This is a genomic window from Variovorax sp. CF313 (genome assembly GCF_000282635.1).
In the GTDB taxonomy this organism is placed as follows: domain Bacteria; phylum Pseudomonadota; class Gammaproteobacteria; order Burkholderiales; family Burkholderiaceae_C; genus Variovorax.
Window position 1 is genome coordinate 1 of the sequence record NZ_AKIW01000093.1, and the last position, 24,376, is coordinate 24,376.

The 24,376-nt window shown below is 64.8% G+C and carries 22 protein-coding genes; 7 read left to right on the top strand and 15 right to left on the bottom strand.

Going from position 1 to position 24,376, the window contains the following annotated elements; translation table 11 throughout:
- Positions 1-83: 83 nt before the first annotated feature.
- Entirely contained in the window at positions 84-1,043 is a 960-nt protein-coding gene (locus PMI12_RS21945; protein WP_007836847.1) for a tripartite tricarboxylate transporter substrate binding protein, read from the bottom strand.
- A 136-nt stretch (positions 1,044-1,179) separates the two neighbouring features.
- On the opposite strand from PMI12_RS21945, the gene PMI12_RS21950 reads away from it, so the two are divergent.
- The 4 genes from PMI12_RS21950 to PMI12_RS21965 are packed head-to-tail and all read left to right on the top strand — an operon-like array spanning position 1,180 to position 4,601.
- Complete coding sequence (locus tag PMI12_RS21950) at positions 1,180-1,863, top strand: response regulator transcription factor (RefSeq protein WP_007836848.1); 684 nt, start codon at positions 1,180-1,182, stop codon at positions 1,861-1,863.
- Positions 1,860-3,290: a sensor histidine kinase gene (locus PMI12_RS21955; RefSeq protein ID WP_007836849.1), complete on the top strand. Its 1,431-nt coding sequence runs from the start codon at positions 1,860-1,862 to the stop codon at positions 3,288-3,290. The genes PMI12_RS21950 and PMI12_RS21955 overlap by 4 nt, the downstream gene beginning before the upstream one ends.
- A 19-nt stretch (positions 3,291-3,309) precedes the next feature.
- On the top strand, positions 3,310-3,747 hold the full coding sequence (locus PMI12_RS21960) for an RNA-binding S4 domain-containing protein (RefSeq protein WP_007836851.1): 438 nt from the start codon (positions 3,310-3,312) through the stop codon (positions 3,745-3,747).
- A 47-nt stretch (positions 3,748-3,794) separates the two neighbouring features.
- The gene (locus PMI12_RS21965) at positions 3,795-4,601 is read left to right on the top strand and encodes a PPK2 family polyphosphate kinase (RefSeq protein ID WP_007836853.1); all 807 of its coding nucleotides are present in this window, start codon (positions 3,795-3,797) and stop codon (positions 4,599-4,601) included.
- A gap of 31 nt (positions 4,602-4,632) precedes the next feature.
- Here the strand turns inward: PMI12_RS21965 and PMI12_RS21970 are convergent, their stop codons facing one another.
- Positions 4,633-5,301: a hypothetical protein gene (locus PMI12_RS21970; protein ID WP_007836854.1), complete on the bottom strand. Its 669-nt coding sequence runs from the start codon at positions 5,299-5,301 to the stop codon at positions 4,633-4,635.
- A 175-nt stretch (positions 5,302-5,476) separates the two neighbouring features.
- On the opposite strand from PMI12_RS21970, the gene PMI12_RS21975 reads away from it, so the two are divergent.
- Positions 5,477-7,420, top strand: a complete 1,944-nt coding sequence (locus PMI12_RS21975; RefSeq protein ID WP_007836857.1) for a sensor histidine kinase — start codon at positions 5,477-5,479, stop codon at positions 7,418-7,420.
- Positions 7,421-7,454: 34 nt separating this feature from the next.
- On the opposite strand, the gene PMI12_RS21980 is transcribed toward PMI12_RS21975, so the two are convergent.
- The 6 genes from PMI12_RS21980 to PMI12_RS22005 form a co-directional block, all read right to left on the bottom strand.
- On the bottom strand, positions 7,455-7,802 hold the full coding sequence (locus PMI12_RS21980; protein WP_007836859.1) for a hypothetical protein: 348 nt from the start codon (positions 7,800-7,802) through the stop codon (positions 7,455-7,457).
- 164 nt (positions 7,803-7,966) lie between these two features.
- A complete protein-coding gene (locus tag PMI12_RS21985; RefSeq protein WP_007836861.1) occupies positions 7,967-8,872 on the bottom strand; it encodes a LysR family transcriptional regulator in 906 nt (301 codons plus the stop codon).
- Between the two features lie 65 nt (positions 8,873-8,937).
- Positions 8,938-9,744: an oxidoreductase gene (locus tag PMI12_RS21990; RefSeq protein WP_007836863.1), complete on the bottom strand. Its 807-nt coding sequence runs from the start codon at positions 9,742-9,744 to the stop codon at positions 8,938-8,940.
- Positions 9,745-9,783: 39 nt separating this feature from the next.
- A complete protein-coding gene (locus tag PMI12_RS21995) occupies positions 9,784-12,861 on the bottom strand; it encodes an efflux RND transporter permease subunit (RefSeq protein ID WP_007836866.1) in 3,078 nt (1,025 codons plus the stop codon).
- Positions 12,858-13,967, bottom strand: a complete 1,110-nt coding sequence (locus tag PMI12_RS22000) for an efflux RND transporter periplasmic adaptor subunit (protein WP_007836868.1) — start codon at positions 13,965-13,967, stop codon at positions 12,858-12,860. The genes PMI12_RS21995 and PMI12_RS22000 overlap by 4 nt, the downstream gene beginning before the upstream one ends.
- Positions 13,968-14,049: 82 nt before the next feature.
- Positions 14,050-14,667, bottom strand: coding sequence for a TetR/AcrR family transcriptional regulator (locus tag PMI12_RS22005; RefSeq protein ID WP_007836870.1), 618 nt, complete (start codon positions 14,665-14,667; stop codon positions 14,050-14,052).
- A 104-nt stretch (positions 14,668-14,771) separates the two neighbouring features.
- Between PMI12_RS22005 and PMI12_RS22010 the strand changes: the two genes are divergently transcribed.
- Positions 14,772-16,232, top strand: coding sequence for an efflux transporter outer membrane subunit (locus PMI12_RS22010; protein ID WP_007836871.1), 1,461 nt, complete (start codon positions 14,772-14,774; stop codon positions 16,230-16,232).
- Between the two features lie 10 nt (positions 16,233-16,242).
- Here PMI12_RS22010 and PMI12_RS22015 read toward each other — a convergent pair whose 3' ends face one another.
- The gene (locus PMI12_RS22015) at positions 16,243-16,938 is read right to left on the bottom strand and encodes a Crp/Fnr family transcriptional regulator (RefSeq protein ID WP_007836872.1); all 696 of its coding nucleotides are present in this window, start codon (positions 16,936-16,938) and stop codon (positions 16,243-16,245) included.
- Between the two features lie 101 nt (positions 16,939-17,039).
- Here PMI12_RS22015 and PMI12_RS22020 point away from each other — a divergent pair, with 101 nt between their 5' ends.
- Complete coding sequence (locus PMI12_RS22020; RefSeq protein WP_007836873.1) at positions 17,040-18,626, top strand: tannase/feruloyl esterase family alpha/beta hydrolase; 1,587 nt, start codon at positions 17,040-17,042, stop codon at positions 18,624-18,626.
- Positions 18,627-18,795: 169 nt separating this feature from the next.
- Here PMI12_RS22020 and PMI12_RS22025 read toward each other — a convergent pair whose 3' ends face one another.
- The 6 genes from PMI12_RS22025 to PMI12_RS28935 form a co-directional block, all read right to left on the bottom strand.
- Complete coding sequence (locus PMI12_RS22025) at positions 18,796-19,371, bottom strand: recombinase family protein (RefSeq protein ID WP_042674005.1); 576 nt, start codon at positions 19,369-19,371, stop codon at positions 18,796-18,798.
- Between the two features lie 84 nt (positions 19,372-19,455).
- Positions 19,456-19,851: a hypothetical protein gene (locus tag PMI12_RS22030; RefSeq protein ID WP_157632266.1), complete on the bottom strand. Its 396-nt coding sequence runs from the start codon at positions 19,849-19,851 to the stop codon at positions 19,456-19,458.
- 41 nt (positions 19,852-19,892) lie between these two features.
- A complete protein-coding gene (locus tag PMI12_RS22035) occupies positions 19,893-20,771 on the bottom strand; it encodes a rolling circle replication-associated protein (protein ID WP_007836875.1) in 879 nt (292 codons plus the stop codon).
- A gap of 604 nt (positions 20,772-21,375) precedes the next feature.
- Positions 21,376-22,617, bottom strand: a complete 1,242-nt coding sequence (locus tag PMI12_RS22040; RefSeq protein ID WP_007836878.1) for a zonula occludens toxin — start codon at positions 22,615-22,617, stop codon at positions 21,376-21,378.
- A complete protein-coding gene (locus tag PMI12_RS22045) occupies positions 22,614-22,922 on the bottom strand; it encodes a DUF2523 domain-containing protein (RefSeq protein ID WP_007836880.1) in 309 nt (102 codons plus the stop codon). The genes PMI12_RS22040 and PMI12_RS22045 overlap by 4 nt, the downstream gene beginning before the upstream one ends.
- A gap of 3 nt (positions 22,923-22,925) precedes the next feature.
- Positions 22,926-24,284, bottom strand: a complete 1,359-nt coding sequence (locus tag PMI12_RS28935; protein WP_157632267.1) for a virulence factor TspB C-terminal domain-related protein — start codon at positions 24,282-24,284, stop codon at positions 22,926-22,928.
- Positions 24,285-24,376: the final 92 nt, after the last annotated feature.

The window sequence follows — 24,376 nt, forward strand, 5'->3', positions numbered from 1 at the left end:
CTTTGCCGGGCCTCAGGTGTTACCCCCGGCAGGGGGAAGGCGCGCGCGACACGAAGTGCGCGCAGCCTGGGGGTGAACCTTGTTCAGACCATGCCGGACTTCGCCATGATGGCCCGGAGGCTCGCGAAGTCGTCATCGACGAACTTGGCGAAGGCGTCGCCCGAGAGCACCGCCGGCGTCCAGTCGTTCTTCTTGAGCGACTCGGCCCACGACGGGCTCTTCATCGCGGCCAGCACCATGTCGGTCAGCGCCTTGCGCTGCTCGGCCGAGATGCCGGGCGCGCCGTACACGCCGCGCCAGTTGCCGATCTCGACGTCGATGCCCTGCTCCTTCAGCGTGGGCACATTGATGCCCGGCAGGCGCTGCGCGGAGGTGACGGCAATGGCCTTCATCTTGCCAGCGGCGATGTATTCGGCGAATTCGCTGTAGCCGCTGCCGCCGACGGTGACGTTGCCGCCCAGGACAGCGGCGGTGGCTTCACCGCCGCCACGGAAGGCGACGTAGTTGATCTTGGACGGATCGGCGCCCACCTTCTGCGCGATCATGGCCGCGGCGATGTGCTCGGTGGAGCCGCGCGAACCGCCGCCCCACTTGACGCTGCCCGGGTCCTTCTTGAGCTGGTCGACCACGTCCTTCATGCTCTTGAGCGGCGAGTTGGCCGGCAGCACGAACACGTTGTACTCGGTCGTCAGGCGGGCGATGGGCGTGGCCTGCGACAGGTTGACCGGCGGCTTGCCGGTGATGATGCCGCCCAGCATGACCGAGCCCATGACCATCAGCGCGTTGGCATCGCCCTTGGAGCCGTTCACGAACTGGGCCAGGCCCAGCGCGCCGGCGGCGCCGCCCTTGTTGTCGTAGGTGACGGTGTCGGCCACCTTGGCTTCGGTCATGGCCTTGCCCAGCGCGCGGCCGGTGGTGTCCCAGCCGCCGCCGGGGTTGGCGGGAATCATCATCTTGACGTTGGCGGCGGCCAGGGCCGACAGTGGCAGGGCACCGGTGGCGGCCAGCGCGGCCAATGACTTCAGAAAGGTGTCGCGACGCATGCGTGTCTCCTGGAATTGGAAGGAACTTGAAAGGAAGCTGACTTTTAGCTGAGCGCTATCATGCGCCGCCCCGCTGTCAGTTGGCTGTCCGCCAGACTGGGGAAAACACCAAAGTACCCATCCCTGCCGCCACCGTATGAAGCTGCTGCTGGTCGAAGACGATCCCTCGATGCAAATCACCCTGCAGCGCACCCTCGGGCGCCGCCGGATCGATGTGCGCGTCTGCGGCGACGGGGCCGAGGCCGTCGCCCAGTGGCGCGCCATCGAGCCCGACGTGGTCGCCCTCGACCTGAGCCTGCCCAACCTCGACGGCCTGCAGGTGCTGGCCCAGGCCCGCGCCGAAGGCTTGCGCACGCCGGTGCTGCTGCTGACCGCGCGCGGCACGGTCGGCGACCGCATCGTCGGCCTCAACGCCGGCGCCGACGACTACCTGCCCAAGCCCTTCGACCTCGACGAGCTGGAAGCCCGCATCCGCGCGCTGCGCCGGCGCAGCCACGGCGTCGCGGGGCAGGACGCCGGACTCAACCCGCAGGAGATCGGCGGGCTGCGCTTCGAGCCCGACAACGGCGCCATCTACAACCGCGCCGAGCTGCTCGAACTCACACCGCGCGAGCTGGCGCTGCTGAAGGCGCTGATGATGAAGCCGGGCCACGCCGTGACCAAGGAGCGCCTGTTCGAGCTGGTGTTTCCGGGCGAGGCCGACGTGCAGTACGAAGCCATCGAGGTGGTGGTGTACCGCCTGCGCAAGAAGCTCGTGGGCACCGGCGCCGTGCTGATGACCATGCGCGGGCTGGGCTACCTGCTGCGCCCGGAAACATGACCCGCGTTTCCTCGCTTCGCGCGCGGCTGCTGCTCGGCATCCTCGCGCCGATTGCGGTGTTCATCGTGATCAACAGCGTGAGCCTGTACCGCCAGAGCCTCGCGGCCGCCACCACGGCCTATGACCGCACATTGCTCGCGTCCGCCAAGACCATCGGCGAACAGCTCGACGTGGAGGGCTACGAAGACATGGCGCGGCTGCGGGCCATCGTGCCCTACTCCGCACTGGAGGCCTTCGAGGCCGACAACCGCAGCCGGCTGTTCTACCGAGTCTCGGCGCTCGACGGCAAGCTGATCTCGGGTTTTGCGGAACTGCCCTTCTGGCGCGGCCGCATTCCGGACCGCGGCGCGTATGCGGCGCTGGTCGACTTCTACGACGCGCAATTCCGCAACCAGCCGGTGCGGGTCGCCGTGCTGCTGCAGCCGGTGGCGAGCGCCACCGGCCGCGGCATGGCCGTGGTGCAGGTGGCCGAGACGCTGGAGCTGCGCGAAACCCTGGTGCGCAAGCTGCTGCTCGACATGCTGTGGCGCCAGCTGCTGCTGATGGGCGTGATCGCGCTGGTCACGGTGTTCGTCGTGCAGCGCGCCACGCGGCCGGTGCGCGAGCTGGGCGAAGCCATCGAGAAGCGCCCGGCCGACGACCTCTCGCCCATCGACGCGCCCGATGCCCCGCGCGAGCTGCGCCCGCTGATCGACGCCACCACGCAAGTGATGGGCCGGCTGCAGCGGCTGCTCGACCACCAGAAGCGCTTCGTGCGCGACAGCGCCCACCAGCTGCGCACGCCGCTGGCCGTGCTGAAGGCCCAGGTGCAGTCGGCGCGGCGCGGCGACGTCGCTCCCGAGCAGGCGTTCGGCGAGATCAGCCACACGGTGGAGCGTGCGACCACGCTTGCCAACCAGATGCTGTCGCTTGCCAAGGTGGAGCAGCTGCGCCAGCAGCCGGAATCGGTGACGCTCGACTTCGGCGAGGTAGCCCGGCAGATCGCGCTCGACCTGTCGCCGCTGGTGGCCGACAAGGCGCTCGACTTCGAGCTCGCCATCGACGAGCCAGTGCCGGTGCGCGCCCACCACTGGATGCTGCAGGAACTCACGCGCAACCTGCTGCACAACGCGATCAAGCAGAGCCCCGTGGGCGCTGCACTGTCGGTCTCGGTGCGCGCCGAGGGCGAGGACGCGGTGCTCACCGTGCGCGATTGCGGCCCCGGCATCTCGTCCGAGCTGCGGCAGCGCCTGTTCGCGCCCTTCTCCGCCGGCAGCGCGTCGAGCGGCTCGGGGCTGGGCCTGGCGATCTGCCGCGAGATCGTGCTGGCGCTCGGCGGACGCATCAGCCTCGACAACCGCAGCGAGCCGGACGCGCAGAGCGGGGCCGAACAGGTGATCGGGCTGGACGCGGTCGTGCATCTGCCGCTGTCGGGGCACAATTCCTGACACCCACTCTTCGACATCCATGGACCGTCTGCGCATCGACAAATGGCTCTGGGCCGCCCGCTTCTTCAAGACGCGCTCGCTGGCCGCGGAGGAAATCGGCAAGAACCGCGTGCAGGTGAACGGCGACGTCGCCAAGGCCTCGCGCGAAGTCAAGCCCGGCGACACCGTGGCCATGCGCATGGGCCCGCTGACGCGGACCGTGACGGTGCGCGGCCTCAGTGGCCAGCGCGGGCCGGCGCCGGTGGCGCAGCAGCTCTACGAGGAAACCGCCGAGAGCCTTGCGGCGCAGGCCGCCTTCCGGGAGCAGCGCCGCGCGGGCACCGAGCCGGCCCTGGCCATCGAACAGGGCCGCCCCACCAAGCGCGACCGGCGCGAACTCGACGGCGCCGCGCGCCAGCATGCCGAATGGGACGACCGCTGGAGCGCCTCCCTGCCCCCCGAAGACGACGAGCGCTGATCGATCGCGTACGCTGTCGGCTCTTTTTCTTCACGGAGTCCCGCTTCATGGCCAGCTTCAAGAAATACCGCGCCGGCGGCAAGTTCAGGCTCTCGCACATCGACCCCGACGACACGTCGTTCTGCCATGGGGACGAGGCCTTGCAGCGCGCGGAACTCGACGCACTGGCCGTCGAGCTCGACGAGTTGCAGGACGTGCTGCACGCCGAGGGGCGGCGCAAGCTGCTGCTGGTGCTGCAGGGCATGGACACCAGCGGCAAGGACGGCACCGTGCGCTGGGTGTTCTCGCGCACCTCGCCGCTGGGCGTGCGCGTGACGGCCTTCAAGGCACCGAACGACGAGGAACGCGCACACGACTACCTCTGGCGCTGCCATGCCGCCGTGCCGCGCATCGGCGAGATCATGGTGTGGAACCGCAGCCACTACGAAGACGTGCTGGTGCCCGTGGTCGAGGGCTGGATCGACAAGGCCGAGGCGAAACGCCGCTACGCTCAGATCAACGACTTCGAGCGGCTGCTCACCGAAACCGGCACGGTGATTGTCAAGTGCATGCTGCACATCGACAAGGACGAGCAACGGGAGCGCCTGCAGGCCCGGATCGATACGCTCGGCAAGCAATGGAAGTTCAGCATGGACGACCTCGCGGTGCGCACCAAGTGGAGCGCCTACCAGCAGGCCTACGAGACCGCGCTGGGCGCCACATCGACCGATCACGCGCCTTGGTACGTGGTGCCCGCCAACAGCAAGCGGCATCGCAACGTGATGATCGCGCAGCTGCTGGTGAAGACGATGCGGCAGATGAAGCTCAAGCCGCCGCCGCCGGACCCGGCGCTCAAGGGAATGATCGTCAAGTGAGCTTGCCGGCCCGGCGCGGGGCCGTCGAAGCTCAGGAGCGGCGGGTGGGTGCCTGCGCCAGCACGCGGCACTGGCCGAACTCGCAACGCACGGCCCAGGTTCCGCCGTTGTCGCAGGGCACGTTGTAGTTCTCGTAGCCGGGGCCCTTGGCCGTGAGCTCCGCGCGCGGCTGCAGGTTGCAGCGGCCGGCCTTGGCGAGCGTCTCGACGTTATAGGTGTCGACGCCGGTACGGCGGGGCTTCGCAATGACGCCCGGGGTAAAGGTGTTGCCGTAGAACGATTCGCGCACGTTGGGGTCGAGGTTGCGATAGCCGCGCTTGGCCATGCAATGCACGATGGCGACCTGCTGGTGCTCGGCGATCAGTTCTGCATCGGGGCGGCCGTTCCAGTCGATGACGGCGGCGGTGATGCCGGTGTAGGAGGCTGCGGCGACGATGCCCTGCCCGTACACCGTGATCAGCCCGACGCCCAGCGCACCCCACATGGCGTCGCCGGTTTCGCTGCGGGCCGTGATGCGGGTCGATGCCGTGCGGCATGCCGCCACGTCGTTGTCGTAGCGCGCCTTGTCCACGCCCTCCATGGCGACCATGGGCACATAGGAAGTGCCTGTGCCCGTTCCGGGTTCGGTGGGTGTGGGCGGTGCGCTGGCGCAACCGGCCAGGCTCACGGCGGCGAACACAATGCTCAGCAGCAGCTTCATGCAATCCCTCGTCTTCTTCGCGATAGTTGCGGGGATTTAACCATACATATAGTTACTCCTGAATCACCTTGTCGTGAATGCACGACGGCGCACGTCTCGAAGTTGGATTACAAAATGAGAAAATAGGTTACATCTCGTTCGCGTCGGTTCTGAACGCTGCCCATCCGAACTCCCCTTGACCTACCGTCCCGCGCCCTTCTTCGCCAACGTGGTGCTCGTCGTTTCGATGGCATTGCTGGGCGTCATTGGTGTCTTGCTGGCCGGAACGGTCGGCTCGCAGCAGTCCGATGCGCTGTTGCACCTCACGCGGGCCGACTGGCAGGTCGACGACGCGCCTGGCTTCAGCAATCCAGCGCCTCTTCAGGACAGCAGCGCCCTGCCGAACACCTGGAAGCAGGTCGAACTGCCCCTCGCCCTCCCCATCGCGCTGCTGCGACAGGCAGAGGCCACTTCCACAAGGACGACGCGAACGACCTGGATCAGGCTGTCCGTGCGCGGCCTGCCGCCCAACCCCGGGCCGCTTGCGCTGTATGGCATCCGGATCAAGACCGACGGCACCATCGCGGTCTACGCCGATGGCCATCTGGTCCACCGGGCGCAGCAGTCGGGTCCGCTATGGAACAGCACCCGCACACCGCTGTGGGTCCAGCTGGACGACGGCGCCGGCAGCAAGCCGCCCAGCGAGATCCTCCTGCGCCTGGAGCACACCCGGGGCGCCCAGGTGGCGCTGTCGTCGCTGTGGATCGGCCCCATCGACGCGCTGAGAGGCCGCTACGGCATGCGCCAGTGGCTGCAGCAGGAGCTGCCGGCACTGCTCAGTGCGGCCTTCATGGCCGTGGGCGTGTTCGCACTGTTCGTGTGGTTCAGGCGCCGCGACGAAACGGGCTACCTGCTGTTCTTCAACCTCTCGGCCACCTCTTTCATGCGGGGGCTGCATTTCTACGTAAGCCTGCCGATCGCGAACGACTGGTTCGCCTGGCTGACCGTCAACTCGCTTTTCTGGCTGGTGATGATCGTGCACTTCTTCCTGCGCCAATTGCACGGCCGGCAGCTCAAGGGGCTGACCTGCGGCGTGGTCGTGACAACCACCGCCATCGGCATCGCCACGATGCCCGGCCTGTCCATCGTGCAGAACACTCCCCGCGTGACGCCGCTGATCTACGCGGTCGCGGCACTGCTGGGCGCGGCGGTCTGCCTTGTGGGCGGCGTCAGCGCATGGCGCCGCTCCAACGAAGGCCGGCTGGTGGCGGTAGGGATCGGCATCTGCGTGCTGCTGGGCCTGACCGACTGGCTGCTGCAGAACAACTTCATCAGCCCCGAAGGCTGGTACATGGGGGCGTACACCAACGCCGTCACCTTCAGCGTATTCGGCGTGCTGATGTACCGCCGCTACATGCATGCCATCGGCGAAGTCGAGCAGCTCAACGCGAGCCTTGCGCAGCGCCTGCAGAAGCGCGAGGCCGAACTCGAGCTGAGCCACCAGCGGCTGCGCGAGGTCGAGCGCCTGCAGACCATCAGCGATGAGCGCCAGCGCCTGATGCAGGACATGCACGACGGGCTCGGCTCTTCGCTGATCAGCGCGATCCGCTCGGTCGAGAGCGGCGGCATGAGCGACGACAAGGTCTCGCAGATCCTCAAAAGCTGCCTGGACGACCTGAGGCTCGCGCTCGACTCCCTGGAGCCGGTCGAGGCCGACCTGCTGCTGCTGCTGGCCACGCTGCGCTACCGGCTGGAGCCGCGGCTCGAAGGCACCGGTGTTTCGCTGCGATGGGAAGTGCAGGAGTTGCCGGCCCTGGGCTGGCTCGATCCCTCGAGCGCGCTGCACATCCTGCGCATCGTGCAGGAAAGCATCTCGAACATCCTGCGGCACACGCGCGCTACGGAAATACGCGTTGGCACCTCGCTGGAGGGCGCGGGTGTGCAGGTGACGATCGAGGACAACGGTCAGGGCTTCGACGTCCAGAAGGTGATGGCCAATCCGTCCGCATCCGGACGGGGCCTGCAGAACCAGCGGCGGCGGGCGCAGGCGATCAAGGCCGTGGTCCGTTGGGAATCGAAGCCGACGGGAACGCGGTTCGTGCTGTGGCTGCCGCTGCAGCGGGAGCCACACGCGGCATGACGTTTCAGGACAACGGAATCCACTGACCACACTCCTACTTCGCCGCGTTCACCAGCTGCGGCCGACTCTGGTACTGGGAGGGAATGGCGTCCCTGTAGTAGGCCTTGCCGGTGAGATTCTGGTTGGCGGAATGGGCCTCCTTGACTGCTTCGGCATTGACGACATCCCGGGACTTCGAAGACCCGAGCGGTGCGATGACTCCGCTCGATGCCGATTCCCTGTAAAGATCTTCCTTCTGCGCGACGGTTGCGGCCTCTGCGTCGACGTCTGCCCGGGAGCGAACGCTGGAACTTTGAAGCACGCCGTCATAGGTTTCCGCCTGGGCGGCTGAAGCGAAAATAAGCGCAAGAATGGCGCCTTGAACAATTTGAATTTTCTTCATATCGGTCCTTGAGAGTTGAGTGTCGATCCTTGCTCGGCTCAAACTTTCATTGCTCTGAAATTTGTTGCCGCGTATGCGATTTTCTGGCGCCTTCCCGCCATCTTGATACGCGCATGCAGCAACGTCGTGTCTTCAAGGCGGAAACTTCGCTCCCTCGTCTTGGCTCAAGCTCTGTGCGGAGACCGCAGAGGATTGATCCGGTCCTCGAGAAAGCTCAGAAAGGCGCGCTGGACCGCGGTACTGTGTCGCCGCTGCAGATAGACCGCCGAGAGCCACATGTCGCTGCGAACGAACTCCGTCAATGCCGGGACGAGGCGACCGCTCTCGATGTACGGCCTCAGCATCACCGACGGCAGGTACAGGACGCCCGCGCCCCGCAACGCGGCCTGAATCAACGGCCCGGCTTCCGTCGCGTCCAGTCGGCCGCGCACCGCAACCTCCAATGGTTCTCCGTCCACTTGAAATCGCCACTTCGATAGGGGGTTCAGATGGATGCTTACCAGCGCATCGTGATTCGCAAGATCGCCGGGGTGCATTGGAATTCCCCGGTTTTTCCAGTACATCGGAGACGCGCACACCGCCAAATCCATCAGAAGCAACTTGCGGACGATGAGGTTCTCGTTCGCAGTCGGCCCGAAACGCAAGGCTATGTCGATCCCTTCCGCCGCCAGATCGACCTGGCGATTGGTCAGAACAAGGCTTACGCTGACCTCCGGATAGTGGCCCAGGAAAGTATTGACCAGCGCCGGAAGCTCCGTCTGATCGATACCATGCGGTGCGGAGATACGCAGGCGCCCGCTGGGCGTCAGCGCTCGTTCCTGGAGTTCCGCGCGCGTTATGTCGGCCAGCTCCAACATGGGCTTGCTTCTTTCGAGCAGCAACACGCCGGCATCTGTAAGACTGACAGCGTGGCTGTTCCTGTTCAGCAGCCGGACACCGAAACGCCCCTCGAGTGTCGCGATGTATTTGCTCACGGTTCCTCTCGACATCTCCAGATGCTCGGCGGCGCGCGAGAAGCTGCCTGAAACTGCAACCTCGCTGAAGGTTCGCAAAAGATCCAAGCTATCCAAAGCATCTCCTTTCTTGCAAGACTTTGCGTGGGATCGGCCGTTGGCCGATCCGCCTCGTCGATGCTTCAGGCGAGTCCGAGTTTCTTTCTCAAGCTCGCATCGACAGGACCAGCCGGCATGAAGCGGCGCAATTTGCTCAGCACGGATGCCTGGCCCGGTGGAGTCCAGCGCATGCGCCACGCGCCAAGCGCCGCTTCGACGATCGTGTTTGCCACGCCATCGGGTTCGGGTGCACCGTTGACGCTGCTGGCGATGGAGCGCGCTACGAGGTCGCGTTCGCGGCCATAGGCCGCGATCTTTGACTTTGCATGCGGCGAATTGATATCCAGGTTGGTCTTGGTGTAAGACGGCTCGACCAGCGTGACGCGCACGCCGAACTGGCGAACCTCATGGTCCAGCGTTTCGGACAGCCCCTCCACGGCATGCTTGGACGCCGAGTAGAGCCCCATGTACGGAGCTGGAAGAAAGCCGAGCACCGAACTGATGTTGACGATCCTTCCGCGATGCTGTGCCCGCATGTGCGGGAGCACGGCCTGGGCCGTGCGCAGGATGCCGAGCACATTGGTATCGAGCAGCGCTGCGGCCTCGGCCGTCGCGGTCTCCTCCACCGCGCCGATCATCGTCGTTCCCGCGCTGTTGACGAGCACGTCGATGCGCGCGATCCGGTCGATGATGGATCGGACCGCACCCTGGACAGAAGCTTCGTCGCGCACATCCATCTCGACAAGCTCGACGCCGGGCAATGCGGGCGCTTTCGCGAGGTTGCGCACGGTACCGAATACCTGGCAACCCCGCTCGGCAAACTTCTGTGCGGCGGCACGTCCGATGCCCGACGACACGCCGGTGACCACGACCACTGTTGAATTCGACATTGCAGTTCCTCGATACAGGTGAATGGGATGAAGAGCGGATCAGTGCGCAGGCCGGCTGCCGTGGCCGGGTCTGATCCTGAACCAGATGGAATACATGGCCGGCAGGAACACCAGCGTCAACACCGTTCCCGCCAAGGTGCCGCCGATCAGCGTGTAGGCGAGCGCTCCCCAGAACACCGAGTGCGTCAGGGGGATGAAGGCCAGGATCGCGGCGAGCGCCGTCAGGATCACCGGCCGTGCACGCTGCACGGTGGCTTCGACGACCGAACGGAAGGGGTCCAGCCCCTCCTGCTCATTGTGGTGAATCTGCCCGATCAGGATCAGCGTGTTGCGCATCAGGATGCCCGACAACGCGACAAGTCCGACGAGCGCATTGATGCCGAACGGCGCCCGGAAAAGAATCAGCATCGGCACCACGCCGATCAGGCCCAGCGGACTCGTCAGGAAGACCATGACCATCGCCGAGATGGAGCGCACCTGGAAGATGATGATGAGCAGCGTGATCGCCAGCATGATCGGGAACAACGGCAGCATGGCCTTGGTTGCCTTTTCCGACTCCTCGATGGAGCCGGCCTGATCGATGCGATAGCCGGGCGGCAGCTTGTCCACGAGGGGCTGAAGCTGATGGGTGATGGCCGTCGATACGTCCGGCGGCTGCAGGCCATCGGCGATGTCGCCATGCACGGTGATCGTCGGCATGCGGTCGCGCCGGCGCATGACCGGTTCTTCCATGCGTACGTCGACCTCGCCCACCTGCGACAGCGGGATGCGTTGCCCGTTGGCGCCGGACAGCGTGAAGTCCGCAATTCGCGCCGGGTCAAGGCGGGTGGCGCCGGCCGAACGGGCCACGACCTGCACCGTGCGGATGTCCTCGCGCACGGCGGTGACAGGCACGCCACTCAGGAAGAACTGCAGCTGCTGCGCCACCGCGCTGGAGGTCAGCCCCACGGCCTGCAACCGGTCCTGGTGCAAGGTGAAGTGCAGCGTGGGCGTGCGCGTACCCCAGTCTGTGTTGACCGTGCGCATCATCGGACTCGCATCCATGACCTGCTGCACCTCGGCCGCAATATTGCGCAGCTTGTCGGGGTCCGGGCCCGTGACCCGGTAGGCGACGGGGAACGGCGAATACGGGCCGAACACGAGCTGGGTGACGCGCACGCGCGCCTCGGAGGCAAGACCGTCGGCGATCGCCTGGCGCAGCCGGTGCTTCAAGGCATCACGCTCTTCCTGGCTGGCGGTGCGCACCACGATCTTGGCGAAGGACGGATCGGGCAGCTCCGGACCCATCGCGAAGTAGAAGCGCGGCGCGCCCTGCCCGATGTAGGCCGTGACGATTTGCGCTTCTTTCTGCCTGGCCAACCATGCCTCCACCCTCGCCGCGGCGTCGCTGGTCTGCGTGATCGACGTGCCATAGGGCATTTGCACCTCGACCAGGACCTCGGGCCGGTCGGAGATGGGGAAGAACTGCTTCTTGACCAGTCCCATGCCGAGGATGGCCGCGACGAAGAGGCCCACCACCGCGCCGGCGACCAGCCACTTGCGCGCAATGACGCGCCCGAGCACCGCGCGCAGGCGGTTGTAGCGCGGCGTGTCGTAGATGGTGGCATGGCCGCCCTCGACCTTCTTGAAATCGGGCAGCAGCTTGACACCCAGGTAGGGCGTGAAAACCACGGCGACGACCCAGGACGCGATCAGCGCGATGCCGACGATCCAGAACATGTTGCTGGTGTATTCGCCCGCGGTCGATGGCGCGAAGCCGTTGGGCATGAAGCCGACGGCCGTGACCAGCGTGCCCGAGAGCATCGGCGCCGCGGTATGGCTCCAGGCATAGGCGGACGCGGCGACGCGGCTGTAGCCCTCCTCCATCTTCACCACCATCATCTCGATGGCGATGATCGCGTCGTCCACCAGCAGGCCCAGCGCCAGGATCAGCGACCCCAGCGTGATGCGGTCGAAGTTCTTGGCGGTAGCGGCCATCACCACGAAGACGATCGCCAATGTCAGCGGCACGGCCGCGGCCACCACCAGGCCCGCGCGCCAGCCCATGCTCAGGAAGCTCACCAGCATCACCACCAGCAGCGCGGCAAAGAACTTGACCATGAACTCATCAACCGAGGCGCTGATGTTGACGGCCTGGTCCGTGACCTTGCTCAGGCTCATGCCCAGCGGCTGCTCGGCGTTGATGGCACCGACCTCGTGATCCAGCGCCTTGCCCAGGTCGAGCCCGTTCCAGCCTTCGCGCATGACAACGCCCAGCAGAAGGGCAGGCTCGCCGCCGTTGCGGATCATGAAGGTCGCCGGGTCTTCATAGCCGCGCTTGACGGTGGCGATGTCCGACAGCTTCAGGGTGCGGCCCTGCGCCACGACTGGCGTGTCGCGGATCTTCTGCAGCTCGTCGAAAGACCCATCCAGGCGGATGAACACCTGGGGCCCCTTGGTTTCGACGGAGCCCGCCGGCGTCAGGGCATTCTGGCCATTGAGCGCGCCGAACACGTCCTGCGGACCGATACCCAAGGTTGCCAGGCGCTCGTGCGAGAACTCGACAAAGATGCGTTCGGATTGCTCGCCGGCGATGTTGACCTTCTTTACGCCCGGCACATGCAGGAGGCGCTGGCGCAGCGTCTCCGCGTCGCGCACCAGCAGGCGCTGCGCTTCGCCCTTGGCCTTGAGCGCGTACAGCGCGAAGGTGACGTCCGCATATTCGTCGTTGACCATCGGCCCGATCACGCCGGACGGAAGATTGCCCGCCTCGTCGCCGACCTTCTTGCGGGCCTGGTAGAACTGCTCCTGCACCTGCGAAGGCGGCGTGCTGTCGAGCAGGGTCAAGGTCGTGAAGGCCAGGCCGGGCCGGGTGTAGGTCTCGGAGCGGTCGTACCAGCGCAGCTCCTGCAGGCGCTTCTCGATCTTCTCGGCCACCTGGTCCTGCATTTCCTGTGCGGTGGCGCCGGGCCAGGCGGTGATGATGGTCATCACCTTGACGGTGAAGGCAGGGTCTTCCGCGCGGCCCAGCTTGAAGAATGAGACAAGACCCGCGAGCGAGATCAGGAAGATCAGGAACAGGGTGACCGAGCGCTCGCGCACTGCGAGCGCCGACAGGTTGAAGCGGCCTTCGCTCACGGACGGGCTCCCTCCGCCGCGGCGGCCTGGCCCGCCACACGCACCTGCTCGCCTTCGCGCAGCAGGTGCGCGCCGAGCGCAACGATCCGGTCGCCTTGCTTGAGCGAGCCGGCAACGCGCGCACCATCGTCATCGAGGTGCTCGACCACGACGGGCCGCCAGCTGACCTTCGCCGGTTCGCCGCTGATGACCCACACGCCCGGCCCCTTGCCCGCGTCGAACAGGGCGCCGATCGGCACCTGCAGGCCGCCTTGCGCGGCGGGAAGCCCGTCCGGGATCCGGATGGTGACCGTGGCCCCCAGCGGTGCATTGGCGAGCTCGCCCTTGAGCACATAACGCGCCTCGAAGGTGCGGGTCAGCCGGTCCGCGGCGTCCGAGAGTTGCCGCAGCGTGGTCGGCACCGTCACGCCCTCCTTGCCGAAGAGCGTGGCCTGCCCGGCGGAACCGACCGCCGGCCGCAGGGTTTCGGGCAACTGGACCACGGCTTCGCGCGGACCGGCGCGGGCCACGCGCACCACGGCCTGCCCAGCGCTCACGACCTGGCCGGGTTCGGCCAGCGTTTCCATGACGACGCCATCGCCGTCTGCCATGAGCTCGGTATAGCGGCTCGCGTTGCGGGCCACGTCGGCCTGGGCCTCGGCCGCGCTGAGCTGGGCTTTGGCGGCGTCCGCGGCCGCCTTGATCTGGTCGTAGGCCGAGGCCGAGATCGCGCCGGTGCCGCGCAGGTCGCGGTAGCGGGCTTCGTCCTCCGCCGTCTGCCGCGAGCGCGCCCGCGCGGCGGCGACCGCCTCCTGCTGCGCATGGGCCGCCAGGTTCAGATCGGCGGGGTCGATGCGCATCAGCAACTGACCGCGTTTGACGGCCTGCCCCGCGTCCACGAGCCGCTCCAGCACCTTGCCGGAGACGCGAAAACCCAGGTCGCTCTGGACCCGGGCGGCTACGGTGCCGGTGAAGGCGCGCGATGCAGCGCCGGCCCCCCGGACGGAGGTGACGCGCACCTGCGGCGCCTGCGTGCGTGGATCGGAGGGCGTTGTTTCGCCGCAAGCGACCAACGCCAACGGCAATGCGCAGATGACTGCAGAAGTGGCAAGGCGGCGCCAGAGCATGAGAGTCCCAGTGACGAAGTGATCGGGACCGTCATTCTGATACTAGTGACCAATTTAGTCAATGGTCACATCTCCTTTTTTCTCAAGGCGACAGGCTGCGCAGTACCAGGCCCGACAGTTGTGCCGGCGCTTCGGCCGTGTGGTCGAAGCTGTGCTGCAGAAGCAGCGGATTGATGTAGGGGTGCATGACGAGATAGATGGCCCCCGCCGCCTCGTCCAGTGGCGTCTTGCGCTCGAACTCCCCCATTTCACGGCCTTCACGCAGGATGTCGTGGAGCAACTGCCGAATGCGCTCTTCATGCGTGAGCGCCGACTGCCAGCGCTCGGTCGCCGCAGAAATCGCGATCTCGTAGAGCTTGCGATCCTGGGAGAACAGGCGAAGGCTGGCTTCGACCACCGACTTGAACATCCGGCGCAGCTTCTCGGGAGGGCGATCGGCGCCTTCGACGGCCGCCCGGATCTCGGCTTCGATCTCGCGCAGGCAGTTCGCACAGATCATCTCGCCGATGGCCTGCTTGGACTCGAAGAACTTGTAGATGTAAGCCTTGGAGAAACCAATGGCTTTGGCGAGGTCGGAAACAGTGGTCTTCTCGTAGCCATACCGGCTGAAGTGCTCCGTGGCCGCGAGAACGATCTGGTCCCGCACGTCGTGGTCGGCCGGGCCGCGTGCAGAAACGGAAGAAAGGGTGGCTTTGCTCATGCCCGAAGCTTAGCGCCTCCCCTGAAAATCAACAACGAGTGACCATATTGAATTATAGTCACTTCATTCATCACGCTTTTCTTGACCATCTTCCGGAAGAAGCCATGCTCCAACGCACCCTTGCCACGCTCTTCGTTGCCAGCCTCGCTGCAGGATGCGCAGTCGGCCCCGACTATGTCCGGCCTGAGGCGCCCTTGCCCGAACGGTACATGGGCCAAGCCGCCGTCGATCGACGCCCTGCCACCTCCAATGCCGATCTCACCGCTTGGTGGATGGGTTTCGGCGACCCGCAACTGGCCCGGTTCGTCGCGCTGGCGCTGGCGCAGAACCTTGACCTCGCGCAGGCGTCCGCGCGCGTGGCCCAGGCTCGCGCAGGACTCGGGGCGGCGAATGCTGCCTTGCTGCCGTCAGCAAATGTCAGCGGTCAGGCGGCCAGGGCCTACCAGTCAGTTGAAACGCCCCAGGGACAGGTGTTGAACTCGAGGCCCGGTTTCGATCGTTACGGCAGCGCCTACGAGGCCAATCTCGGTGCGAGCTGGGAACTGGACGTGTTCGGCGGCCTGCGCCGTGGACGCGAGGCGGCGCAGGCGGACTACCGGGCTTCGGAAGCAGGCGCGGCCGCCACCCGGTTGGCGGTGGCGGCACAGACCGCCGATATCTACATCAGCATCCGGGGGCTGCAGACCCGGCTCGACGTGGCGCGCCGGCAGGTGCGCACGCAGCAGGACTTGCTCTCCACGGTCAACCTTCTCTATGGCAAAGGGCTGGCGGCTGAACTTCAGGTGCGGCAGGCCGAAGGTGCACTTGCCCAGGTTGGAGCCTCCGTCCCGGTCCTGGAGGCGGGCCTGGACGCGGCCATGAACGCGCTGGATGTGATGCTGGGCTCGCCGCCGGGTACGCATCGGGCGGAACTGGCCGAGGCCAGTGCCATACCGGTCGCCCCGCAGATCAGGGACGCGGGATCGCCGGGCGAATTGCTCAGGCGACGGCCCGACCTGATCGCGGCCGAGCGCCGCCTCGCCGCATCGAACGCCCGGATCGGGGTCGCCGTCGCGGAGTACTACCCCAAGTTCTCGCTGAGCGGGCTGATCGGCAGTGCGACGTCGGTGTCCGGCGGTCACCTGTTCACCGGCAGTGCCAGCCAGGCCGCCGGGGTGCTGGGCCTGCGCTGGCGCCTGTTCGACTTTGGCCGCATCGACGCGCAGATCGACCTCGCCAAGGGACAGGATGCGGAGATGCTCGCCGCGTACCGGCTGGCCGTGCTGCGCGCCACCGAGGACGTGGAAAACGCCTTCTCGGCGCTGGTCAAGCGCGAGGAGCAGGCCAGCACGCTCGCGCAGGGCGTGGATTCGCTCGGCCGCGCGCGAGGCGCTTCATTCGCGGCCTACCAGAAAGGCGTGGTCAGCCTGATCGAAGTGCTGCAGGCAGACGAGAACCTGCTGCGCGCCTCCGATGCACGGGCCCAGGCGCAAACCGAATCGGCACGCGCCGCGGTGACTGCCTTCAAGGCACTGGGCGGGGGTTGGCAACCCGGCAGCAAGTCCGAGGTGGCGGCCATCGAATAGCCCAAGGCCCTCACTCCGCGTGTTCGCGCGCATACAGCCGCAGGCCGTCGACATCCAGCACGTCGATGCTGCCGTAGCGGATGTGAAGCAGGCCCGCGTCCTCGAGTTCGTGCAGCGCGCGGTGGGCGATCTGGCGCGAGATGCCGGCCAGCCGGCCGATCTCTTCCTGCGATATGTGCAGCACAGGATTGGTCTGAGGGTTGAGCTGCGGGTTGAAGAGTTCGGCCAGGCAGTGTGCCACTCGCGAGTTGATGTCGTGCATCCGATAGCCTTCAGCGAGGGCGATGAACTGGCCAAGCCTTGCGTTGAGCTGGTTGATCATGAAATGGCAGAAGGTCAAGCTGTTGGCGACCAGGTAGTGGAAGGTCGAGCTCGGCATCAATGCAATGCGGCTGTCTCGCAGCGTCGCGACACCGTAGGGACGCGACTCTCCCTTCAGAACGGATCCTTCTCCGAGCCACCCTCCATCGGATACCCCGGTCAAAGTGGTGCTTCTGCCATCCGCCGAAAGAACATCCACCTTGACCATGCCTTCGACGACCCCGATCCAGTGCGTGGCCGGGCTCGATTTCTGACAGACGATTTCGCCGGCCGAATAGAAACGATCCTGCGTTTCCTGCTCGACGCGCTGAAGCTGTTCTTGCGACAAGCCCCGAGCCCAGGCAGCCGCTCGCAGCATGGCAATGGTCTGCACGTGCTTTGTCATTGGAAAGACTTTCTTCCTCGACCGTAGTGCCTAGCATGCGCTGCGCAGGCGATGGTCCGGGCCGCCTGAGTTTATGTGGCAGTACGAACAGGAGACAAATCATGAAAAACCCTCTCTCGATGGCGCGCTGCGCTCTTGCGTGCATCCCCATCATGCTGGCGGCTTGCGGCGGCGGCGGGAGCAACCTGCCGGTGTTGTTCCCCACGCCTGCGCCGACATCGACCCCGCCGCCAGCGCCCGCGCCAGCCCCAGTCGCGTCAGCGCAGGAGAAGTGCACGGCCTTCGCCGGCGCCTCGCTCGCCGGTGCGTCGCTGAAAGACGCCAAGCTCGTCGCCGCAACGGCGGACTCCGCGGAGTACTGCAAGGTCACGGGCACTCTTCATGGCACGCTCAACTTCGAGGTGCACCTCCCCACCGCGTGGAACAACAAGCTCCTGTATGCCGGCGGTGGTGGCTGGGACGGCAGCATCAACATCACGCCCATCTCGCCCAGCGGGTCCACCGCAGGCTACGTGCTCGTGGCCTCGGACGGAGGGCGCCAGGGAGACGCCTTGGACGCCTCGGTCTTCCTGAACAATTCCACGGCACAAGCGGACTTCGGCTATCTCTCGATCCACTCGGTCAATGAGGTCACCAAGGAGATCGTTCGCCAGCGCTACGGCTCGGATGCCACGTTCAGCTACTTCGAAGGCTGCTCCAATGGCGGCAGAGAGGCGCTGATCCAGGCCACGCGCTTCCCGAACGACTTCGACGGCATCGTCGTGCGTGCGCCGGCCTACTCTTTCACCGAACTGTTCCAGGCCTTCGTTGCGAACGGAAAGGCTCTCGCGGCACCGGGTGGACAGCTCAGCGATGCAAAGGCCTCGCTTATCGGCAAGACCGTCACCGCGCAGTGCGATGCGCTTGACGGCATTGCGGACGGCATCGTGAGCAACCAGGCCGCCTGCACCTTCGACCCGGCGGTGTTGCGCTGCACGGCAGGAGATGCGGAAACCTGCCTGACCGACCAGCAGATAGCGACGGCCAACACGATCTATTCCGAACTCAAGCGTGCGGACAGCACGAGCGTCTATCCCGGCTGGGGCCCCGGCGGCGAGAACCTGGGCTGGCCCCTGTGGGTGACCGGCTCCGCCATCGGCGGCACCGGCCTCCAGTTCATGTTCGGCAGCGGCTTGGTGAAGTACTGGGTCACGGGCGACCCGGCCTTCAACGTGCTGGGCTTCGATCCGGAGCTCTACTCTGCGGGACTGCGCCTCGCGGCCACAACACTCGATGCGACGCCCGACCTCCGCTCCTTCTTTGGACAGGGCGGCAAGATGATCCTTGCTCACGGAACGAATGACTGGGCGATCAGCTACAAGGGCTCGATCAAGTACTTCAACGATGTCGCGACCGCGGTTGGTGGCGCGTCCACGCGGGATGCCTCGATGGAGTTCTTCCTCCAGCCGGGCGTCCAGCATTGCTCTGGCGGGGTCGGCCCTGACACCGTCGATCTTGTGGACGCTGTCGTGAAATGGCGAGAAGGTGGTGCCAAGCCTTCCGCGCAGAGCATCGTGGCGAAGAAGCTCGATCCGGCGACCAAGGCCGCCACGCTGGCGCGCCCCTTGTGCCAGTACCCGACCTTCCCGAAATACAAGGGCAGCGGCGACGCGAACTCAGCCGACAGCTACAGCTGCCAAGGTTCTTGAGGACTGAGGAAAGCCGCGAGACTTGGCTCCGTCGGAAAACGAAGACGAACAACGCGCCGGCGAGAGCTTCAGGGCGATGCTCGCCGCTTTCCCGGAGCATGAAAAAAGCCCCGCCGATCACACGATCAACGGGGCTTCATCAACTTGGCGGAACCGGAAGGTTTCGCCCCTAGTTCAAGCTCGAATGTCCAGGCTTTTTCGCTCGATACACAGCGCGCTTCACAACCGAATCAGAGACCTCGAACATCACAGCAAGCGCATGCATCGTGTACTCACCAGCGCCATACAACCGCACAACCTCGGCTTCGTCCTCTGACGATAGCGCTCGCGTTCGCCCCGGCAGATTCCCACGGTCACGCGCCGCACGCTGGCCCGCGATTGACCTCTCCCGAATGATGCCGCGCTCCAGCTGTGCAACGGCACCCAGGATCTGAATAACGAACGACCCCATCGCAGTAGTCGTATCGAGCGGCTCAGTCAGGCTCTTCACCAGTGCGCCAGCAATCCGAATCTCCTCCAAGATCGCCAGTAGATCGGGCAACGACCGCGCTACACGATCCAGCTTGTAGACCATGAAAACATCGCCCGGCCGAAGCTCCCGCAGACACCGCCTCAACTCCACTCGCTCACCAACGCTAGACGTCTTCTCCTGAAAGATGACCTCAGCACCAGCAGCCCGCAATGCATCGATCTGCAAATGCGTCTCTTGCTCGCGAGTCGAAACCCGCGCATACCCAATCAGCATAAACACCCCTACGAGGCGGGATCAAAAGCGCGACCTCCCTCCGTTAGAAACGCCCAATCCCCACGCGCTTAGGCCCGTGCGCTGCTACTCGCGGTAAGTACCCTCGAACTGGGTTTTTGCCCTCATGTACGCGTTCGCACATTCCATCGTTGAGCGATCCGCCTGACACGCTGGCGAAGGCTGATAGAACTTCTTCCACGCAGCATCCTTCGCAGCACGAGCGCGCTCACGTTCAACCCCAGCAGCCGCAGCAGCACGCTCCATTTCTGCATCGCGAGCACGCTGTGCTGCCTCCTCATCAGCCCGTTGCTGTGCCGCCGCCGCATCACGCTTTCGCTGGTCTCGAATCGACTGCTTCAACGCCTCGTTCGCCTCCATCACCGCATATCGAGCAGCCACAACATGCAGACCCTCCCACGCAAATATGGCCGCGAGACTCCCAATGAAAACGCCAACCGCAATTTTTAGAATCAGCTCCATCACACCCCCCCAATAAAGCAAGGAGTGATTTGTAACCGAATTCAGTGCAGCAACGGCGGCGGCCCCGACTCTTTGCAGAACCACAGCCGGTCATTGAACCGATTCGCCCGCAGTGCGATGGTCGTATCACCGGGCAGGTATTCGTAGCAGAGGCCGACCAGCTCCGCATAGCTGCACTCGACGTCCATCGTATGGACCTCGCCGATCTGCACACCATCGCTGCGGCTGTAGCGATTCGACTCTTCCGGCGCGTCAGCGTAGTCCTTGGTGATGTACTTCGAGACGTACGCCGCCATCTTCGCGAGGGTCCACTTCCGGTGCCACTTGCCACGTTTCTTTCCGCCGACGAAGCACAGGCCGTTGTCCGTGCCGACGATGGAACGCCAGACCTTCGTGCCTAGCTCGAATGCCTTGATGCGGACACCCTCGTACAGCGGATTCTTCGGCAGCTTGTGCGTGGCCATGTGGACATGCATCGAGCCGCGATCCTGTTTTTCGAAGGCGGCGCAGTAGCGGAACTGACCACCGAGCGCACGCTTCATGCGACGCACCCATTCCTTGAAATGCCGCTTGCACAGTTCGCGATCCGGTTGGTTCTCGCGATACGTGAGGGTCAGAAGCTCATTGAAGCCCTCGGTGATGATGACCCTGCGGCAAGTCGTTTTGGCGCGCCTAGCGGCCGATGCGAGGGCCTTCTGACGACGTTCCTCAATGAGCTCGGCATCCTCGACCGGATCGACGGGCCGGATCGGCGTCCAGCCATCGCGCTTGAAGCCGAAATCGTGGACCTCGCGCCACATGACGTAGGGCGCAGCGCTGCGCTCCATGACGCCATTGGCCTCCCAGGTGCGGATCGTCCACTTGTCGGGGACGACTACCCCTTCGAACCAAAGACCATTAACATATCGCTCCATTGGCATGGTTTCCTCCTAAGTTTCTCTGCCAACCAGACCCGGAACGTTGACGCGTTGCCGGGTCTTTTTTTGGTCAACTCAACGTCGACCAGATGATTCACTGACTGCAGGGCCGCAATGACACGGCCCCGTACACAACCCTGACGGACATACCAGCGCACGCATCGGCAGTTGATTCAACTCCTCGAGCCGTTGAATCGCCTGTCCCAACAACCACGCGGCCGTGGCATCCCGGGACCAAGGCCTCGCCGAGTACCAGCCACCGCCTTTGCCCTTGAGAAAAGCAACCTCATCGATGCGGGCCAAAAGAGCCTCAGAGACAGCTACGGAAAAGCGCGGCATTTGTGTTGTGTTCCAAAGTGTTTTAAGAACAAGTTAGCGGCGGGCTCCGCCCGCCGCTCCGGCCAGCGTCGCAAGCTCCTCGGCCTGCGCTGCGCGCGTCCCCTGCCGCCCATCAAGCGCCACGCACAACCCAACGACGCAAGCCATCTGGCCGGCCAGAGACAAGGCAGGGGCACGTAACACACGCGGCACCAGAGACGAGATGCCTCCGCCACAAGGGCTACGGCGTTTTGCTTTGCAGTAGCGCGAGCGCTGGCGCAGGGGCACGTTATTGGCCCCCTGCCTGAAACGACCACTTCGAGCCCGGCTGTACATGCGGCTGCTGCGCGGACAAGCCCACAGGCGCTACAGCGGCCGTTGGCGTTGGACGCGGGCCATCTATCAACGTGAGGCCGGAAGGCGCCTCAGCGCGATCCTGACGCACCTGAGGCACATCCGCAGCCCGAGCGACCACAGCCGTTGTCGCGGCTTTCTCGCCCTCGGGCAGGAAGGCAAAGAACGAGCCATGCGCCACGAGCTGGCGACACATCGACAGATCTACCGGATACGGCGTGGCGTCCTGCGTGTAACACTTGCAGCCGAAGGGCTCGCCCAACCGTGTCTTCGGAATCTCAATGCATGCCGCAGGGACCGGGACGCGCCGCGGCTCGGTGAGCTTGTCGTAGGCCGGAGCGGTGTGCATCAGCGAAGGAATGCGCGGGCGATAGTCCGCGATGTATTCGCTGGCCGTGCGGACCCGACCGCTGGCAACCTGTTGACCAGATCCAGCCTGGGCAGGCGCAGCAACTGCAGCCGCTTCCTTGGGCGCAGTGGACTTGCGCAGGAACTGGAATGTCAGGTAGATGCACACCGGAATGACCACCAAGGTCGCCAGGAAGATCCACACCTGACGCGGGATCTTGATCTTCGCTGTATGCAGCTCGGCGGACTTGTACCAGCCGAACACGTCCTTCGGCAGGGCCTTCATGCTGACGGTGCCGGCCTTGCCCGCGCCGGGTTTCTCCGGACGATCGCACACAGCGAGGTAGTCGATGTGGCTGATCAGCGAGGAACCGAAGTTGCGCTTCAGGTGCCGGTGCCAGCCCGGGCTGGCGATGATCTTGCGTATGAACGGATCGATGTTGCCCGGGTGCTGGGTGAGCAGAAAGAAATCGAAACCGCGCCTGCGATGCTCGCCCAGCATCCTGACGTGCTCGGGCACTTTGGCGCCAGAGCTGCGATCCGGGAAGTCGTTGTGGCATTCGTCGAAAAAGAAGATCGCGCCATCGGGCACGGTCTGCCATTTGTCGGCCTCGATCTTGATCCAGCCGAACTCTTTCTGCTTTTCCTCGGTGAGGTCGAAGCGACCGTTCCAGTAGACGGGACGATTCTCTTTGACCTGCATCTCGCGCACGGCCTTGAGCGTAAACGCGGTCTTGCCGGTGCCGTTGGCGCCGGTCGTGAGATAAATGAACCCGAGCTTCGGAACCGTCAGCAGCGGGCGCCAGAACGAGAGCAAGGCGCTGATCATTTCTTGGTCCAGGACTTGAGCGTGCCGCCTGCCGCTGCCTGCATGCCCTTGCGTGCCATGCGCGACACGAGTGCGCCGAACAGCATCGAGACACACACACCGACTTTCATCAAGCCCAGCATTTGCACAGAAGCCGCAGGCAGACCGTGCAGGGCCGAAAGCATTTGCGACTTGAAAGCACCGATGCCGGCATTGACGCCCACAGTGGTGATGACACCGATACCGAGCGCCAAGAGCGCTTGACCAGCGAGCGAGGGCAGCATGGCCCTGAAGGCCGTCCAGATTGCAGCAATGAGCCAGGGCATAGGTCAGTCCTTGAACACGATGAAAGCACACGCAATCGCTGTCGCAGCTACCAAGGCGATGCCGAGCCACTCCATACCCTGGCACGCCTTCGAGACGGCGAGCACGAACGAGAAACTGCGACCAGCAACATTGATCGCGATGGTCTGATCCGCCGGGCAACCGCCACCGCCGAGTGCGTCGGTCATATCGGCACCACCGCTCAAATCGATCGATGAATTGCCGGGAAGGTCAGTGGTCTGGTCGCCGGTCTTTGCGGACTCGGTTGCGTACTGTTGAGAGGCCACACCCGTGGTGTCGAAGATCTGACAGTTACGCTTGTACTGTTCCAACGCCATCGCATTGAGAACCGCATCGTCGCTGACCGCCTTGAAACCAGTGGCACATGTCCCGCCGAAACTCGTCGGCGTCCCGTCGCCCTGACCCTCGCACACCTTCGAACCCTTGTTCGCGTTGCAGAAGCCAGTCTGAGAATCAGTGGTCGTTGTCGTCGAGCAAGCAGGCGTCCCGCCACCGGCAGGCGTATTGCACACAGTGCTGTCAGTGGTGCACTTACCACCCTCGCACTTCGTCGTACCCGTCGTCCCAGTGGTGCTGCCATCCGGGTTTTTTACGGTCTTACCATCCGTGCCCTGAACCGGCGTATCGGACCCCCGCTGCGCACAGATGCGCGAGCCGTTGAAATCGCCGGCGATCTGCCCGGGCGGACAAGGAGACGGAGCCGCCTCACCGGGCGGAGGATTCACCGGCGGATTTTTATCGGGGGTAGGTGTAGAACCAGCAGGATCGCTCCCACTACCACCGGTACCAGTGCAAGACGACGCCCTGTTGCCCGTGTAAACCGCCTCGCCCTGCGAATACCACTTGCCGGACTTGGGCGGATCCTCCCAGCTCAACGCCTTGTACGCTGTCGCTGTGCACTTCCCATCGCCGATATCGTTCCAGCCATCGCAGAACGTGAAGCTGTCAACCACGCCGTTCCAATTCTTTGAACCCGCAGACTTGCCAGCGAGCGCAACACACGGGTCAGGTGGAAGCTCACAAGCCGTATGCGCCGCATTCTCAACATAGCCCGTATTGCACTGACAACCACCAGAGACAGCCGCACTGTTTGCCGGGCACACGTTGCCATTAGCTTGCTGGTACACCGGCGAGAAACGCTCAAGAGTCCCACCACCCACTGAAGCCCTGAGCGTGAAAAGATACTTCACCCCATTCGCACTTGGCTGGCCCACCGTGCAAGCTGTCACCACGCCTGATTCGAAATTGGCTGTATTGACCTGCAGTGAATGCGCCAATGCCACCGCACACGCCTCATTCAACGTCGGCCGCCAATCCTCGGGACGCGGCGATGTTTCATTCATCAACGCCGCACCGTAGGAGTACGCGGGCAACGGAGGAACCACTGCAAAGGCCCCGGCGCACCAGCAACCAAGCAAGGCAGCAACTACGCGGA

Bases quoted from the DNA above. Each gene is read 5' to 3' on its own strand.
- PMI12_RS22010 (WP_007836871.1), top strand. From the start codon at position 14,772: ATGCTCCAACGCACCCTTGCCACGCTCTTCGTTGCCAGCCTCGCTGCA.
- PMI12_RS22005 (WP_007836870.1), bottom strand. From the start codon at position 14,667: ATGAGCAAAGCCACCCTTTCTTCCGTTTCTGCACGCGGCCCGGCCGAC.
- PMI12_RS21960 (WP_007836851.1), top strand. From the start codon at position 3,310: ATGGACCGTCTGCGCATCGACAAATGGCTCTGGGCCGCCCGCTTCTTC.
- PMI12_RS21970 (WP_007836854.1), bottom strand. From the start codon at position 5,301: ATGAAGCTGCTGCTGAGCATTGTGTTCGCCGCCGTGAGCCTGGCCGGT.
- PMI12_RS22035 (WP_007836875.1), bottom strand. From the start codon at position 20,771: ATGCCAATGGAGCGATATGTTAATGGTCTTTGGTTCGAAGGGGTAGTC.
- PMI12_RS21980 (WP_007836859.1), bottom strand. From the start codon at position 7,802: ATGAAGAAAATTCAAATTGTTCAAGGCGCCATTCTTGCGCTTATTTTC.
- PMI12_RS22040 (WP_007836878.1), bottom strand. From the start codon at position 22,617: ATGATCAGCGCCTTGCTCTCGTTCTGGCGCCCGCTGCTGACGGTTCCG.
- PMI12_RS22045 (WP_007836880.1), bottom strand. From the start codon at position 22,922: ATGCCCTGGCTCATTGCTGCAATCTGGACGGCCTTCAGGGCCATGCTG.
- PMI12_RS28935 (WP_157632267.1), bottom strand. From the start codon at position 24,284: ATGAATGAAACATCGCCGCGTCCCGAGGATTGGCGGCCGACGTTGAAT.
- PMI12_RS22020 (WP_007836873.1), top strand. From the start codon at position 17,040: ATGAAAAACCCTCTCTCGATGGCGCGCTGCGCTCTTGCGTGCATCCCC.
- PMI12_RS21955 (WP_007836849.1), top strand. From the start codon at position 1,860: ATGACCCGCGTTTCCTCGCTTCGCGCGCGGCTGCTGCTCGGCATCCTC.
- PMI12_RS21945 (WP_007836847.1), bottom strand. From the start codon at position 1,043: ATGCGTCGCGACACCTTTCTGAAGTCATTGGCCGCGCTGGCCGCCACC.
- PMI12_RS22015 (WP_007836872.1), bottom strand. From the start codon at position 16,938: ATGACAAAGCACGTGCAGACCATTGCCATGCTGCGAGCGGCTGCCTGG.
- PMI12_RS21965 (WP_007836853.1), top strand. From the start codon at position 3,795: ATGGCCAGCTTCAAGAAATACCGCGCCGGCGGCAAGTTCAGGCTCTCG.
- PMI12_RS21950 (WP_007836848.1), top strand. From the start codon at position 1,180: ATGAAGCTGCTGCTGGTCGAAGACGATCCCTCGATGCAAATCACCCTG.
- PMI12_RS22025 (WP_042674005.1), bottom strand. From the start codon at position 19,371: ATGCTGATTGGGTATGCGCGGGTTTCGACTCGCGAGCAAGAGACGCAT.
- PMI12_RS21990 (WP_007836863.1), bottom strand. From the start codon at position 9,744: ATGTCGAATTCAACAGTGGTCGTGGTCACCGGCGTGTCGTCGGGCATC.
- PMI12_RS22000 (WP_007836868.1), bottom strand. From the start codon at position 13,967: ATGCTCTGGCGCCGCCTTGCCACTTCTGCAGTCATCTGCGCATTGCCG.
- PMI12_RS22030 (WP_157632266.1), bottom strand. From the start codon at position 19,851: ATGGAGCTGATTCTAAAAATTGCGGTTGGCGTTTTCATTGGGAGTCTC.